Here is a 14371-nt window from a genome sequence, read left to right as displayed (position 1 = left end):
GATCGCCTTGGGAGTGTGGAGGTACGTGGCCGAGTCGACGAATGCCCGCGCTATGGGGTCACAGGCGCTGGCGGGGGTTGCGTTTGGGCCGCCTGATCGGTCATTCGACCTCCTAGCGCAACTTCATGACGCCATCTTGGCCATAGCGTCATCATCCAGTGTTGCTGCCCGCCGATAGGCCGCGCGTTCGGTCAGGCGGGCGGCATAGGCCTCGAATGCTGCAAGCTTCGGCATCGTGCCGAACTGTAATCCCCATATGACCTGTGCACCCACATAGACATCGGCTGCCGTGAAGCGTTCGCCCGCGATATAGCTATGAGACGCAACGGCATGCTCAAGTCCGGCGATCGCGGCCTCGAAACTTCCATAACCGACCATCCGCTGCTGCGTCTCGGTCGGGACCACGCCGAGCGATCGGTTGGTGATTGCCGCCTCCAGAGGCCCGGCCGCGTAAAATAGCCATCGATAATAGTCGGCCCGCTCGTCGGCCGTCGGCGCCAATTGCGCCTCGGGTACGGCGTCGGCGAGATAGGCGCAGATCGCGGCACACTCGGTGACGACGTTGCCGTTGTGGACGATGGCCGGCACCTTGCCCATCGGATTGACCGACAGATAGGGCGCCTCCTTCATCGTTGTCGCATAATCGAGCATCACCGTATCGTAAGCCGCCCCGGTCTCCTCGAGCATCCAGCGAGCAATACGCCCCCGCGACATCGGATTCGAATACAGCGTCAACGTCATGGCTCGCCCCTCAAGAACATAGAGTGAACGATGGTCTAATGGCGATGCCATGCCGTCAAGATGCGATCGCGGATCGCACCCAGCGGGTTGTGCCGTCGAACGAAGCGGCGATGGATCTTACGCCAGCGCGGTGGCGAACAGCGCGAGCATACGGCCCCACGCACGGTCCGCCTGCACCGGATTATAGACCTTGCTGTCGGGCGGGCACCATCCGTGCATCGTTTCCGGATAGACCTCAATTTCGGCCGGACGCTTCGCTGTCACGAAGGCCGCCCGCAGGACATCCTTCTCGGTCGGTGCGCGCGCATCGTCGTTCGCCGCTATCGCGATCAGATAGCTACCTTTCAATGCAGGGATCAGCCGATGCGGGCTGTCGGGTGTGTCGGTCACGAACCCCCCGCCGTGGAACGTCGCCCCCGCGCGGATGCGTCCCGATACCGCAGCAGCGGTGCGGATCACCATCGGCCCGCCCATGCAATAGCCGGTGGTCGCCAGCCCGCGCTTGCGATCCACCTGCGGTTGCGCATCCAGGAACGCGGTGAAGGATTTGGCGTCACGGACCGTACCCTCGGGTGTAAGCGCGTCACGAAAGGGTGCGATTCGCGCGCGGACGGCCGGCTGGTCGTATGATTCGCCGGGGCCGAGAAACGGTGCCTTGGTCGACCGATAGAATTGATTGACGACGAGGACGGCATAACCCGACTGCGCGAGTCGATCTGCCATTTGACGGAACGCCGGGCGCAGACCCATGATGTCTGGCCAGACAAGCACGCCCGGATGAGTCCCGGTGGCCGGCGCGACGAAATAGGCGTCAGCCTGACCATCGGGCGTCTTGATCGACACGTCGCGTCCGCTGATCGGCTTCGCATCGGCCGGCACGGGCAACAGCATCGCAAGGCCTGCGGCCCCGGTCATCACGCCGAACTGGCGCCGCGACATGGCGGCGAGATAGTGTTCGTTATCGTCTGCGGTATGCTCGTCGCACATTGGGCCTCTCCTGCCGGCTTTGATCCGATGCTAGCTCACGTTGCGCGCCACCACCACACGCCATCGACACTGTCCCGAACGGCGCGACCCTCGACCTCGAGCCGACGCAGATGCGCGAGCGCTTCACCCGTCGCCATGCCGAGCAGATCGGGGCCGATTGCGCGCCGGAACAGCCGTCCGAAACACTCGACCGCACGACGCGGCTCGGCGAGAAAGGCAGCGAGTTCGTCGAGCCGTTCGCGGTGCTCACGATCCATCGCGCCAAGCCTGGTATGAAGACCAGTAAACGGATCGCCATGCCCCGGCAGGACCAGCAAATCTGCGGGCAATGCCTTGAGCCGGGCGATCGCGGCAAACCATTCGCCCAGCGGATCCGCATGCGGCTCGGTGATGCCCAAAGAGATATTGGGGCTGATACGGGGCAGAACCTGATCCCCGGCAATCAGGATGCCCGATGCTTCGTTGAGAAGGCATGCATGCTCTGGGCTGTGGCCCGACCCGATCACGACCCGCCAGTCATCGCGCCCTACCGTCAACACGTCACCGTCGCTGATCCGCGTGTAACCCAACGGAAGCGGCGTGATGATCTTGCGAAATCCCGCCCACCCCTTCGCGCTGGCATGCGCGATCTGCGTACTGTCCCAGCCCGCACCGCGCCAGAATGCCCGCATTTCGGCAGGAACGGCATCCCGGGCATCAGCGGCCAGCATTCGTGCGGTCAGCCATTCGCCCCGGGTCATGACGAGGGCCGCGTCGTGCGCCTCGCACAGCCAACCAGCAAGGCCGATATGATCGGGATGAAAATGCGTGCCGATCACGCGGGTGATGCGGACGCCCGACTTCGGCCCTGCCAGGATTGCGGTCCACGCGTCGCGAGCTTCCGGCGTATTCATGCCCGTATCGACGAGCGCGTCGCCGTCGCCGTCGGCGAGCATCCAGCAGTTCACGTGGCGCAGCGGACCGGGAATTTTGAGGCGTACCCAGTCAACGCCGGGAGCGATGCGAAATACGTTACCGGGTTCGGGCTCGCGGTGGCCTAAGGGGTAGACCAGCCCCTTGTGTGTTAGCGGTTCATCCTGTGGAGCCGGCGGCGAAGTCATGTGCCGCAGGTAGCAACCACCAGGCGCCAGCGATAGTCCCCGGGCCGACACGCGCATCAGCCATGCCGCATGCCCTCAACGCCCTGTGCCGCCGGCCATCCCCGCGCCGTCAGGACCGCAAACCTATCCGATAGCCCGTACCGCCCCCGGACCGCGCCACGCGGGGACCGGGAACGTTCAGCGCTTGAAGGGGTCGTCGAACAGCGGCTTGACCGGCAGGACACCGCCCTCTGCGACGAACTGCGCGTCCGCCGCTGCCTGCGTACGCTCGTTACGAAGCTGCTCGAGCAGCGCCTCACGATCACCTTCGAGACGCGTGTCGGTCGGTGCTTCCATACCCGCCGCCTTGGCGGCCTTGGCAACCGCGGCGTCGAGCTCGCGCTGCGACGTCAGGCCGAGCGTGACCGGATCCTTTGGCGTGATGTTGGCGATGTTCCAGTGGCTGCGGTCACGGATCGCAGCGATCGTCGTGCGCGTCGTGCCGATCAGCAGCGAGATTGCGCCATCGGTGATCTCGGGATGATTACGGATAATCCAGGCAATGCCATCGGGCTTGTCCTGGCGCTTGGACACCGGCGTGTAACGCGGGCCCTTGGTCCGGCGGACCTGCTCGGGACCCTTGATCATCTTGAGCTGATAATCGGGATCGGCCGCGCCCTTGTCGATCTCGTCCTGCGTGACCTCATGCGCGCGGACGGGATCGCGCCCCGTCAGCTTGGTCGACGTGGTGTCGTCGGCGATCGCCTGGATCTCGAGAATGTGCAGACCGCAAAAATCTGCGATCTGCTCGAAACTGAGCGCAGTGTTGTCGACCATCCAGGCGGCGGTCGCATGGGGCATGAGCGGCTGGGCCACGGCGGAAACTCCGTAAAAATAGAAAGGGCCGCCCCTTTCGGAGCGGCCTGACATGACACACGACTTAGTGCGCCCATGACTAACAGGCAAGCGCGCGATCGTCGCGTCGCATCATGCCGCCATGCGCGGTCGATCGAGTGGACGGGCAAGCGGAACAAGGGCACGCAGAAACTGGCGCGCACTTGCGGGCCAGCTGTACCGGGCAGCATAGGCGGCGCAGGCGATGGGATCGCGGGTCAGTGCCGCCGCGATCGCTTCGTCGAGATCCTCATGCATCACGCCAACGCGCGGGTCGAGTACGTCGATCGGGCCGGCGATGGGATAGGCCGCAACCGGCGTCCCGCACGCGAGCGCCTCGATCATGACCAGCCCGAAGGTGTCGGTCCGGCTGGGAAAGACGAGGACGTCCGCGGTACGATAGGCCGCCGCCAGCCCTTGTCCGTCACGCTGGCCAAGAAACACGGCATCGGGGAAGCGACGTGCAAGCGTGGCGCGCGCGGGTCCGTCGCCGACGACGACCTTCGTTCCCCTATGCGCGGACGACAGGAAGGCCTCGACATTCTTCTCAACGGCGACGCGCCCGACATAGAGCAGGATCGGGCCGGGCAGCGCCGCCATCTCCGGATCGCGGGCGCCGTCCAGCCCGAATTGTGCAAAATCGACGCCTCGCCCCCATTCGCGAACCTGATGCAGGCCTTGTGCAGTAAGTGTTGCCGCGACGGAGGGGGTGGAGACCAGGATCGACTCGGCGGGACGATGGAACCAACGAATATAGCGCCATATCCAGGCGGGGTTCGCACCCGTCCGTGCCGCGATGTAATCGGGAAACTGGGTATGATAGGCAGTTGTGAACGGCAAATCTCGAGCCAGGCACCAGGTTCGTGCGGCGAGGCAGACCGGACCTTCCGTCGCGAGGTGTATCGCATCGGCGCCAAAGCTTTCGAGCAATCGTCCGACTGCACCCGACCGTGCAAAGGCCAGCCGAATCTCGGGATAGGTCGGACACGGCATCGAGGCGAACTGCGCGGGGGATATGATCAGCACTTGATGACCCGTCACTTCGAGTTCCCGCCGGACGGACTGCAGGGTGCGAACCACGCCGTTGACTTGCGGGCTCCAGGCATCGGTGACGATCGCGATACGCATCGGGGTCTCCTTGGGTAACCGCGGCATGAGCCGAATTGACGTGGGTCAGGCGGCCAGCGTGACGATGTTATCGACCTCACGCGCGGCGATTTCGTCTGCCCAGTGAAGCAGTTCCATCCGCCCGTCGAAATGCTCGACAAGCGCCGTGCAGCCTTCGACCCAGTCGCCGTCATTATAATAGGCAACGCCGGCGATATCGCGCATTTCCGCCGTATGGATGTGTCCGCACACGACGCCGTCGACCCCCCGCACGCCGGCCGCGTGCGCGACGACTTCTTCGAAATGCGATATGAAGGCGACCGCGTTCTTGACCTTGGCCTTGGCGTGTTTCGAGAGCGACCAATAGGGCATGCCGAGGCGTCGGCGCGCGCCATTCACCCACCGGTTGAGCCCCATGAGCAATGTGTACGCCGCATCCCCAATATGCGCGACCCAGCGATGCGCCAGCGTGATAGCGTCGAACTCGTCACCGTGCAGAACCAGCAGGCGGCGGCCGTCGGCGGTCTCGTGGATCGCCTTGCGCCGGATCGAGATCCCACCGAAGTCGAGCCCCGAATATTGCCGGAACACCTCGTCATGGTTGCCCGGAATATAGACGACCCGCGTACCGCGCTTCGCGCGCTTGAGCAGCCGCCACAGCACGTCGTTATGCGCCGCCGGCCAGTAGAATTTCTTCTTCAATCGCCAGCCATCGATCATGTCGCCGACCAGGAACATCGTCTCGCTGTCGACATGGTCGAGAAAGTCGTTGAGCATCGCCGCGTTGCAGCCACGCGTGCCGAGATGGACGTCGGAAATCCAGATCGTGCGATATTGCCGCCGGTCGACCACGCGTTCGGGCACAACGGGTCGCGAATGGATGAAGTCCGCGATGTCCGCCACATCGGCTATCGGCAACGCGTCGGTTGGAAACGTGACGGTGTCCATCGGCCTGCCCCGCAATTCTGTTCGTTGCAGTCCTGTCTAGCGGCGCAATATGACATGGCAGTCGCAGTCCGGTGACTGTTCTAAGTCATCGGACGACGCACAGCCTCCGTCACGAATTGCAGAGACGGCTCGGGGACAGCCTGGTCAGGCATGCCCGCGTCACGTCATGGACAGCACGATCTTCCCGACGTGATCGCCCGCCTCCATCCGCGCATGCGCAGCCGGGGCGTCGGCAAAGGCAAAGACGCGATCGATCACTGGCTTGAGCTTGCCGGCCTCGACATGCGGCCAGACCGTCCGCGCCAGTTCATCGGCCACGAGCGACTTGAATGCGGTATCACGCGGGCGCAGCGTCGATCCCGTCAAGGTCAGACGACGGCGCATGATCTCGAACAGCGGCACCGTCGCATTCGCCCCACCCTGAACCGCGATCGACACGTGCCGCCCGTCTTCGGCCAGACATTGCAGATTACGCGCGACATAGTCGCCACCCACCATATCGAGTACGGCCGCAACACCCTTGCCGCCGGTAATCTGCTTGACCCGTTCGACGAAGTCCTCGGTCTTGTAGTCGATCGCGTGCGTCGCGCCGAGGCTGAGCGCGGCTTCGCATTTCGCCTTCGAGCCCGCGGTGACGATGATGTCGATCCCGAAGATGGCACACAAGCCGATCGCCATCGTGCCGATCCCGCTCGTACCGCCATGGACGAGCACCGTATCGCCTTCAGTCGCATAGGCACGCTCGAACAGGTTGGTCCACACCGTGAACAGCGTCTCGGGCATCGCCGCGGCTTCGACCATCGTTAGCGCTTCGGGCACGGAGAGGCATTGGCCGAACGGGGCAACCGCATACTCGGCATAGGCACCGCCGGTGATCAGCGCACAGATCCGCTGCCCGATCTGTTCCTCGCCGACCCCGTCGCCGACCGCTACGATCGTCCCGGCAATTTCCATGCCCAAGATCGACGGGGCACCGGGCGGCGGCGGATATTTACCCTGCCGTTGCATCACCTCGGGACGATTGACGCCCGCCGCCGCGACCTTGACGAGGACCTCGCCGGCTCCGGGATGCGGCACGGCGCGCTCCACAAGGACGAGCACTTCAGGGCCTCCCGGGGCTTCGGGATCGATTGCCTTCATGACGTCAGGGACGATGTAACGCGGAGTCGCGGTTTTTGCAGTCATGTGATCGAGACGCCCCATTGGATTTCCGTGCCTTATTGACATCACTCCGGTGCGGGTCAACGTTACAGGCGCAATGGATCCGGATGACGCCCCCTCTCGTCCCGACGATTTCCTCGATGCGCTCGTGCGTCAGGACATCGACTCGCTCTCGGTCGCCGAGCTCGATGCGCGGATCACCGTGCTGCAAGGCGAGATTGCGCGCTGCCAGTTGAAAAAAGATCGAGCGATCAGCCACCGCGCCAGCGCCGACGACCTATTTAGACGGTGATGTCCTCGACCTCGTCTCGGCGGTCCGCATTTGGACGGTGCAGGAACGCAGGCCGGCGGGGTCAAGTGCTTGATGCGATCGATTACCGTTCCGACATAGTGGCAAAGGGCCTGCGTCTGCGTGGCCCGACAGGAGTAATGTAAATGCCGTCATTTGCACCCGCCCTCGAGACCACCCTGCACAAGGCACTCGAGGCTGCATCGTCCCGACGCCACGAATATGCGACGCTAGAGCATCTCTTGCTGGCGTTGATTGACGACGAGCACGGATCGAAGGTCATGGGAGCCTGCAACGTTGATCTGGGCGAGCTGAAAACCACGGTCGCGCATTATCTCGACACCGAGCTTGATGCGCTCAAGGTCGATGCCGCAAGCGATCCGTCGCCGACGAGCGGCTTTCAGCGCGTCGTCCAGCGCGCCATCCTTCACGTCCAGTCTTCGGGCCGCGACGAAGTAACGGGTGCCAACGTGCTCGTTGCCTTGTTTAGCGAGCGCGAAAGCTATGCCGTCTATTTCCTGCAACAGCAGGACATGAGCCGCCTCGATGCGGTCAGCTTCATCAGCCACGGCGTCGGCAAGGGCGGACAGCAGCCGACTGAAGCTTCGACACCCAAGGGTGCCGACGACGAGAAGCCGACCAAGGGACAGGAGAAGGGCAAGACGGAAAGCGCGCTCAAGCAATTCACGGTCGACCTGAACGAGAAAGCCAAGAACGGGAAGGTCGATCCCCTGATCGGACGCGGACCTGAGGTGGATCGGACGATCCAGATCCTCTGCCGCCGGTCGAAGAACAATCCGCTTTATGTCGGCGATCCCGGCGTCGGCAAGACCGCGATCGCGGAAGGTCTCGCGCGAAAGATCGTCGAGGGCGAGGTCCCCGACGTGCTCAAGCCGGCGGTAATCTATTCGCTCGACATGGGCGCATTGCTGGCAGGCACCCGGTATCGTGGTGATTTCGAGGAGCGCCTGAAGGCAGTCGTCAATGAGTTGGAGAAGATGCCGGACGCGGTATTGTTCATCGACGAGATCCACACAGTTATCGGTGCCGGCGCGACGAGCGGCGGTGCGATGGATGCGTCAAACCTGCTCAAGCCCGCGCTGTCGGGCGGCACGATCCGCTGCATCGGCTCGACGACGTACAAGGAATTCCGCAATCATTTCGAGAAGGATCGCGCCCTGCTGCGGCGATTCCAGAAGATCGATGTGAACGAGCCGACGATCGAGGATACGATCAAGATTCTGGCGGGCCTGCGCTCGGCGTTCGAGGATCACCACAACGTCAAATACACCCCCGACGCGATCAAGTCGGCGGTGGAGCTAAGCGCGCGCTACATCAATGACCGCAAACTGCCCGACAAGGCGATCGACGTGATCGACGAGGTCGGTGCGATGCAGATGCTGGTGCCGCCGAACAAGCGCAAGAAGACGATCACCCCCAAGGAGATCGAACAGGTCATCGCGACGATGGCGCGCATCCCGCCGAAATCGGTTTCGACCGACGACAAGCTCGCGCTTGCCACGCTCGAAACAGATCTGAAGCGCGTGGTATTCGGGCAGAATGCGGCGATCGAGAAGCTCAGTTCGGCGATCAAGCTGGCGCGAGCGGGTCTACGCGAGCCAGAGAAGCCGATCGGCAACTATCTGTTCACCGGCCCCACCGGCGTCGGCAAGACGGAGGTGGCCAAGCAGCTGTCTTCGATCCTGGGTATCCCGCTCCAGCGGTTCGACATGTCCGAATATATGGAGCGGCACTCGGTCAGCCGTCTGATCGGTGCGCCCCCGGGCTATGTCGGGTTCGACCAAGGTGGGTTGCTGACCGATGCGGTCGACCAGAATCCGCATTGCGTGCTGCTGCTTGACGAGATCGAGAAGGCGCATCCAGACCTGTTCAACATCCTGTTGCAGGTAATGGACAACGGACGCCTTACCGACCAGCACGGCAAGTCGGTCGATTTCCGCAACGTCATTCTTATCATGACGACCAATGCGGGGGCCAGCGACATGGCGCGCGAGACGGTGGGCTTCGGCAACCTTACGCGTGAAGGCGAGGACGAACAGGCGGTGCAAAAGATGTTCACGCCGGAGTTCCGCAATCGCCTCGATGCGATCGTGCCGTTCGGCTATCTGCCTACGACCGTGGTCGCCCGGGTCGTGGACAAGTTCATTCTTCAGCTCGAGCTTCAGCTGGCGGACCGCGGCGTCCATATCCAGCTTGATGACGAGTCGAAGGCGTGGCTCACCGAGAAGGGCTATGACAAGCTCTACGGAGCGCGTCCGATGGGCCGCCTGATCCAGGAAAAGATCAAGCAGCCACTTGCCGAGGAGCTACTGTTCGGGAAACTGGTCCATGGCGGCGAGGTGACGGTGAAAATGAAGGATGGTGCGCTTTCGTTCGCGATTGAAAGTGCGGCGCCGAAAAAGCCCAAGAAGAAGGGGAAGGCTGAACCCGTCTCTGCCAAGTAGCAGCGAGACGGCGGCAAGCCGCGTTTATGAGACCCGGCGGCAGCGCTTGCCGCCGGGTTTTTTTGTGCCATAGCCAGCCACGTTTACCGTTCTTTGCCGAACGCGCTTTACGAGGCATGTCATGGGGATACGGGCATATATGCGGTGGGTCATGGTCTTGCTGCTGTGGACGCTCGGCTTGATGACTGCACAGCCCGCCGCCGCGACCGCCTTCCCCCTGGCGACCTGTCTCGTCCGCGCAGCACCCGGCATGACGGCGCCGGCCCTGTTCAAAACGCCGGAACGATTCGACTGCACCACCCCACAGCGCCGATTTGGCCCGGGTGATTTCTGGGTCCTGTCACAGCCGCTTCCCGCGGCTCAGCTACGCGGCACCAGCGCGCGTATCGGCAGCATCTGGATGACGCGGATCACGCTCTACGTCCGCTATGCCGATGGTGCGATTCGCCATGTCGGCGTCACGCCAAAAACCGCCCATGAGATCCTGAACCTCGGCGCCGTCCTCTCGCAACCGCTGCCGCGCCATGACGCGCCACCGGTGCGCCTCCTGTGGCATGTCGAAGGCGCCACGAACCTTCGCGGCGTCATCCTGCAGCCGGTACTGGCGGATCATGGCGAGGCGGCGACGACCGAGATCGTGCGCGGCGCACTTTACGGCGCGTTTGCCGGCATGGCGATCGCGCTGATCGTTTACAATCTGGCGCTATGGGGTGCGCTTCGCCAGGCTTTCCAGCCAGTCTACTGCCTCCTCGTCCTGTGCCTGCTGGCCTATGTATCGACGTCGTCAGGTGCTGCGGGCCAAGTCTTTACGGGCCTCGACAATAACGACCGCCAGCGGCTCAACATACTGTTTCTGGCCGCATCCGCCAGCGCAGCGCTCCTTTTCGCCCGCAGCTTCTTCGAACGTGCCGTGTTCTCGAGTTGGGTACGGTCGCTCAGCAGTGCGGTGATGGTCGGGCTGGTCGGCATGGCGGGGCTTTGGGTCATGCTCGCCCCACGCGCGATCCATGTGCTCGATACCGGCATGTCGATCGCCTATCTCGGGTTCATCGGGGTCGTGGCGATCATCCTTTGGCGCGCGTGGCGCGTACGAAGCAATTATCTTTGGTTGTTTGCGCTTGCGTGGGGTGCACCGATCGTCATGTCGGGGCTTCGCATCGCCAGCAGCTTCGGGATGGTCGAGCCGAGCCTGCTGGTCGACAATTCGACGGTCATCGCGATGGCGATCGAGGCGCTTCTGTCGAGCACGGCGATTGCTTATCGCATCCTGTTGCTGAGCCGCGAACGCGACGCTGCGCGGGAACAGGAGATCGCGGCGCGCCTGCTTGCCGATACCGACCCGCTGACCGGCCTGCTCAATCGTCGCGCCTTCCTGGCACGCGCGATTGGCCGCCCCGGCGAGCAGACGCTGCTGATCGCCGACATCGACCATTTCAAGCGGGTCAACGAAACGATCGGTCATGATGGCGGCGACGAGGTGTTGCGGGCCTTCGCCCGTGCGCTCCGCAGCGCACTGCCAACCGATACGCTCATCGCCCGAATTGGTGGCGAGGAGTTTGCTATCCTCGTCGATGCCTCGACATCGGTTTCGCCCTGCGCAATCCGCGACCGTGTCCGCGGCCAGTCGATGCCGTATGATATCACCGTCACCGCCAGCATCGGTACGTGTACCGGCCCCCTGTTGCACGACGCCGACTGGAAGACGCTCTACCGCGACGCGGACCGCGCCTTGTTCGAGGCCAAGGCGGCGGGCCGCGATCGATCGCGAAGCGCGGTCAGCCTCGTCTCGGCCGCCTGAGTGCGGTGCCTGGTGCCGCGGCTTGTCAAAGCGGATTGACAACGTCAGGATGGAGCTTCCCCCGGGAGAATGACGATGCGCAATCGTAAGGCTGCCCTCGCTGTCGCTGCGCTGGTGCTGACGCTCGCAGTAATGCCGCGACCGACGGCGGATATCCGCCTCATCACGCATGACCCGTCCGACCCCGCGCCGCACAGGATGTAGGCCGCAGTCGACCTGGGGCTGATCGGCATATCGGTGCTTTACACCTGGACCGTCGACCGGCTGCGCTAGAATTCGCGGCAAACTCGGCGCGTGCCGGTCGCGGCATAGCCTCCGCCGTCGACGCGTCCTTGACCCCCGTCGCGCGCCTGCTCCATAGCAGCACCCATGGAAACGCCGACCGAAGACCTCTCATTCGAAGAGGCATTGAAAGAGCTGGAGACGATCGTGGGGCAGCTCGAGCGTGGTGATACGCCGCTGCAGCAGGCGATCGAGCTGTACGAACGCGGCAACAAGCTGCGCCAGCGTTGTGCCGATCGGCTCGACGCTGCGCAGGCGCGGATCGAAGCGATCCGGCTCGATGCCGAGGGTAAGCCGGCTGGGGTTCGCCCCTTCGCGGCAAGTTGAGCCGCGCATGACGGCCTTCCCGCAATCGCTGGCGGACGCGCTCGCCGAGGTTTCCGCGGAAATCGATGCACAGTTCGATGTCCTGCTGGCGATCCCCGACGATCCGCGTGCGGATCTGTATCGCGCGATGCGTCATGCCGCGATCGGCGGCGGCAAGCGGCTACGCCCGTTGCTCGTTTTCGCGACCGCCAGCCTGTTCGGGGTCGACCGTGCTTGTGCGGCGCGGGTGGCCACGGCCATCGAGGCGATCCATGTCTATTCGCTGATCCATGACGATCTCCCGGCCATGGACGATGACGACATGCGTCGTGGCAAGCCGACCGTGCACAAGATGTTCAGCGAAGCATGCGCGATCCTCGCAGGTGACTGCCTCCACGCGCTGGCGTTCGAGATCCTCGCCGACCCGGCAACGCACCCCGATCCGTTCGTGCGCGCTGATCTGGTGCTCGACCTTGCCAAGGCGTCCGGCCCGACTGGGATGGCCGGCGGCCAGATGATGGATCTCGAGGCGGAGAATGCCCGGTTCGATCTGAACACTGTCACCCGGCTTCAGCAGATGAAGACCGGTGCGCTGATTTTGGCGTCTGTCGAAGCAGGCGCCATTCTTGGCAGGATTGCGCCCGAGGGCCGGGTTGGCCTGCGCGGCTATGCGCACGACCTGGGGCTCGCCTTTCAGATCGCCGACGATCTGCTCGACGCCGAAGGCGATGAGGCGGCGGCGGGTAAACGCCTCCGCAAGGATGCCGGTGCGGGCAAGGAGACGTTCCTGTCGCTGCTCGGCGCGGATCGCGCGCGTGAACAGGCCCGCATGCTTGTCGACCAGGCGATCGCACATCTGCACAGCTATGGCCGCGAGGCCGATCTGCTCCGCGAGATCGCACGCTTCGTGCTTGACCGCGACCGCTGACCTCTTCCGGAGACACCGACCATGACGGCAAGCCACGAGACCGTAAGGGTCGGTGTTTACCCGGGTACGTTCGACCCGATCACGCTGGGCCATATGGACATCATCCGGCGTGGCGCGAAGCTGGTCGACCGGCTGGTCGTCGGCGTCACGACGAATGCCTCCAAATCGCCGATGTTTACGATCGAGGAACGCATGGCGATGGTGAGGCGTGAGGTAGACGGCGTGGCCGGCGAGATCCACGTGGTCGCGTTCGATTCTCTGTTGATGGATTTTGCCGAGCGCGAAGGCGCAAAGGTCATCGTCCGCGGTCTACGTGCCGTCGCCGACTTCGAATATGAATATCAGATGGCGGGGATGAACCAGCAGATCAATCCGCGGGTCGAGACGGTGTTCCTGATGGCGGATGTCGCGCTGCAGCCGATTGCGAGCAAGCTGGTCAAGGAAATCGCGCTCTTCGGCGGGGACATAGCCAAATTCGTGCCGCCTGCCGTCAGTGAAGAGGTCATTGCCCGCGTCAATCAGATCGGCCGCAAGGGAAGTTGACGCGCGCGGGACGCCAGTCGGCAGACGATGTTCAGTTTGGCGCAAGCACGGATTTGTTCTAAGCGGCGGGCTTCAAGGTCGGCCCCGGCCTCATGGCCAATGCGAGTAGGGATTTGATGCGCTTTTTCGCCGGTATGTTTGCGATCCTCGGGTGCCTCGTCGCGGCGCCTGCGTCCGCCCAGATCATCGATCCCGCCGTTGCCGGACGCGCTACCCCGCCGTTGACGACGGACACGCAGAACCTGCTGCTGCTTGACCTGTCGACGGGGGGCCGGGTCACGATCTGGCTTCGTCCCGACGTCGCCCCTTTGATGGTCGAGCGCATCAAAACCCTGACCCGGCAGCATTTCTACGACGGCCTGGCGTTTCACCGGGTGATCGACGGTTTCATGGCACAGGGCGGCGATCCAAAGGGTGACGGTACCGGTGGCTCACCCCTGCCCGACGTGAAGGCCGAGTTCAATTATCTGCCGCACGTTCGCGGCGCGGTGTCCGCGGCGCGTTCGGAAAAGGAAGACAGCGCGAACAGCCAGTTCTTCATCGTCTTTCAGCCGCGCCTCAGCCTCGACAAGAAATATACCGTGTTCGGCCGGGTGATCGACGGCATGCAATATGTCGACGCCATTGAGCGCGGCGAGCCGCCGGCAAACCCCTCGCGGATCCTGCACGCCTATATCGCTGCGGACAGCCCACCGGCCTATGTCGCCGCGCCCGTTACCCCGCCACCGGCACTGGGCGCGCCTGTAACCCTGCCGGGGACCGGCAGCAGCAAGTCGAGGCCAGCACCGGCGGTCGTTGCAAAGCCCAAGCTCGCCAAGAAGGCCCCCGCGAAGAAGTGAGAGT

The 14371-nt window shown here is 63.7% G+C and carries 15 protein-coding genes; 8 read left to right on the top strand and 7 right to left on the bottom strand.

Features of this window, described 5'->3' with window-relative positions; genetic code table 11:
• Window positions 1-123 precede the first annotated feature (123 nt).
• From ASE89_RS16460 to ASE89_RS16430, 7 genes are all read right to left on the bottom strand, one after another.
• Window positions 124-741, bottom strand: a complete 618-nt coding sequence (locus ASE89_RS16460; RefSeq protein ID WP_056679883.1) for a glutathione S-transferase family protein — start codon at window positions 739-741, stop codon at window positions 124-126.
• Window positions 742-858: 117 nt separating this feature from the next.
• Window positions 859-1728: a dienelactone hydrolase family protein gene (locus ASE89_RS16455; RefSeq protein WP_056679879.1), complete on the bottom strand. Its 870-nt coding sequence runs from the start codon at window positions 1726-1728 to the stop codon at window positions 859-861.
• 35 nt (window positions 1729-1763) lie between these two features.
• On the bottom strand, window positions 1764-2885 hold the full coding sequence (locus tag ASE89_RS16450) for an MBL fold metallo-hydrolase (protein ID WP_082451645.1): 1122 nt from the start codon (window positions 2883-2885) through the stop codon (window positions 1764-1766).
• A gap of 120 nt (window positions 2886-3005) precedes the next feature.
• Window positions 3006-3683: a DUF1013 domain-containing protein gene (locus ASE89_RS16445; protein ID WP_081874195.1), complete on the bottom strand. Its 678-nt coding sequence runs from the start codon at window positions 3681-3683 to the stop codon at window positions 3006-3008.
• A gap of 111 nt (window positions 3684-3794) precedes the next feature.
• Window positions 3795-4829, bottom strand: a complete 1035-nt coding sequence (locus ASE89_RS16440) for a glycosyltransferase family 4 protein (protein ID WP_056679873.1) — start codon at window positions 4827-4829, stop codon at window positions 3795-3797.
• Between the two features lie 45 nt (window positions 4830-4874).
• A complete protein-coding gene (locus ASE89_RS16435; protein WP_056679870.1) occupies window positions 4875-5756 on the bottom strand; it encodes a UDP-2,3-diacylglucosamine diphosphatase in 882 nt (293 codons plus the stop codon).
• Between the two features lie 159 nt (window positions 5757-5915).
• Window positions 5916-6896, bottom strand: a complete 981-nt coding sequence (locus ASE89_RS16430; RefSeq protein WP_056680804.1) for an NAD(P)H-quinone oxidoreductase — start codon at window positions 6894-6896, stop codon at window positions 5916-5918.
• Window positions 6897-7014: 118 nt separating this feature from the next.
• On the opposite strand from ASE89_RS16430, the gene ASE89_RS16425 reads away from it, so the two are divergent.
• From ASE89_RS16425 to ASE89_RS16395, 8 genes are all read left to right on the top strand, one after another.
• On the top strand, window positions 7015-7209 hold the full coding sequence (locus ASE89_RS16425; protein WP_031394982.1) for a DUF1192 domain-containing protein: 195 nt from the start codon (window positions 7015-7017) through the stop codon (window positions 7207-7209).
• A gap of 143 nt (window positions 7210-7352) precedes the next feature.
• The gene (gene clpA / locus ASE89_RS16420) at window positions 7353-9671 is read left to right on the top strand and encodes an ATP-dependent Clp protease ATP-binding subunit ClpA (RefSeq protein ID WP_056679866.1); all 2319 of its coding nucleotides are present in this window, start codon (window positions 7353-7355) and stop codon (window positions 9669-9671) included.
• A gap of 151 nt (window positions 9672-9822) precedes the next feature.
• The gene (locus ASE89_RS16415) at window positions 9823-11469 is read left to right on the top strand and encodes a GGDEF domain-containing protein (protein WP_236701837.1); all 1647 of its coding nucleotides are present in this window, start codon (window positions 9823-9825) and stop codon (window positions 11467-11469) included.
• 75 nt (window positions 11470-11544) lie between these two features.
• Window positions 11545-11673, top strand: a complete 129-nt coding sequence (locus ASE89_RS21475; protein WP_269082968.1) for a hypothetical protein — start codon at window positions 11545-11547, stop codon at window positions 11671-11673.
• 165 nt (window positions 11674-11838) lie between these two features.
• A complete protein-coding gene (locus ASE89_RS16410) occupies window positions 11839-12078 on the top strand; it encodes an exodeoxyribonuclease VII small subunit (RefSeq protein ID WP_056679860.1) in 240 nt (79 codons plus the stop codon).
• A 7-nt stretch (window positions 12079-12085) separates the two neighbouring features.
• Window positions 12086-12985, top strand: coding sequence for a polyprenyl synthetase family protein (locus ASE89_RS16405; protein ID WP_056679858.1), 900 nt, complete (start codon window positions 12086-12088; stop codon window positions 12983-12985).
• Between the two features lie 21 nt (window positions 12986-13006).
• Window positions 13007-13528: a pantetheine-phosphate adenylyltransferase gene (coaD, locus tag ASE89_RS16400; protein ID WP_031394988.1), complete on the top strand. Its 522-nt coding sequence runs from the start codon at window positions 13007-13009 to the stop codon at window positions 13526-13528.
• A 116-nt stretch (window positions 13529-13644) separates the two neighbouring features.
• Window positions 13645-14367 (top strand): peptidylprolyl isomerase, encoded by a 723-nt coding sequence (locus ASE89_RS16395; protein ID WP_056679856.1) that lies wholly within the window; start codon window positions 13645-13647, stop codon window positions 14365-14367.
• Window positions 14368-14371: the final 4 nt, after the last annotated feature.

Source organism: Sphingomonas sp. Leaf30 (assembly GCF_001422525.1).
Lineage (GTDB): Bacteria > Pseudomonadota > Alphaproteobacteria > Sphingomonadales > Sphingomonadaceae > Sphingomonas > Sphingomonas aerolata.
This window is presented reverse-complemented; position numbering and strand designations above follow the sequence as displayed.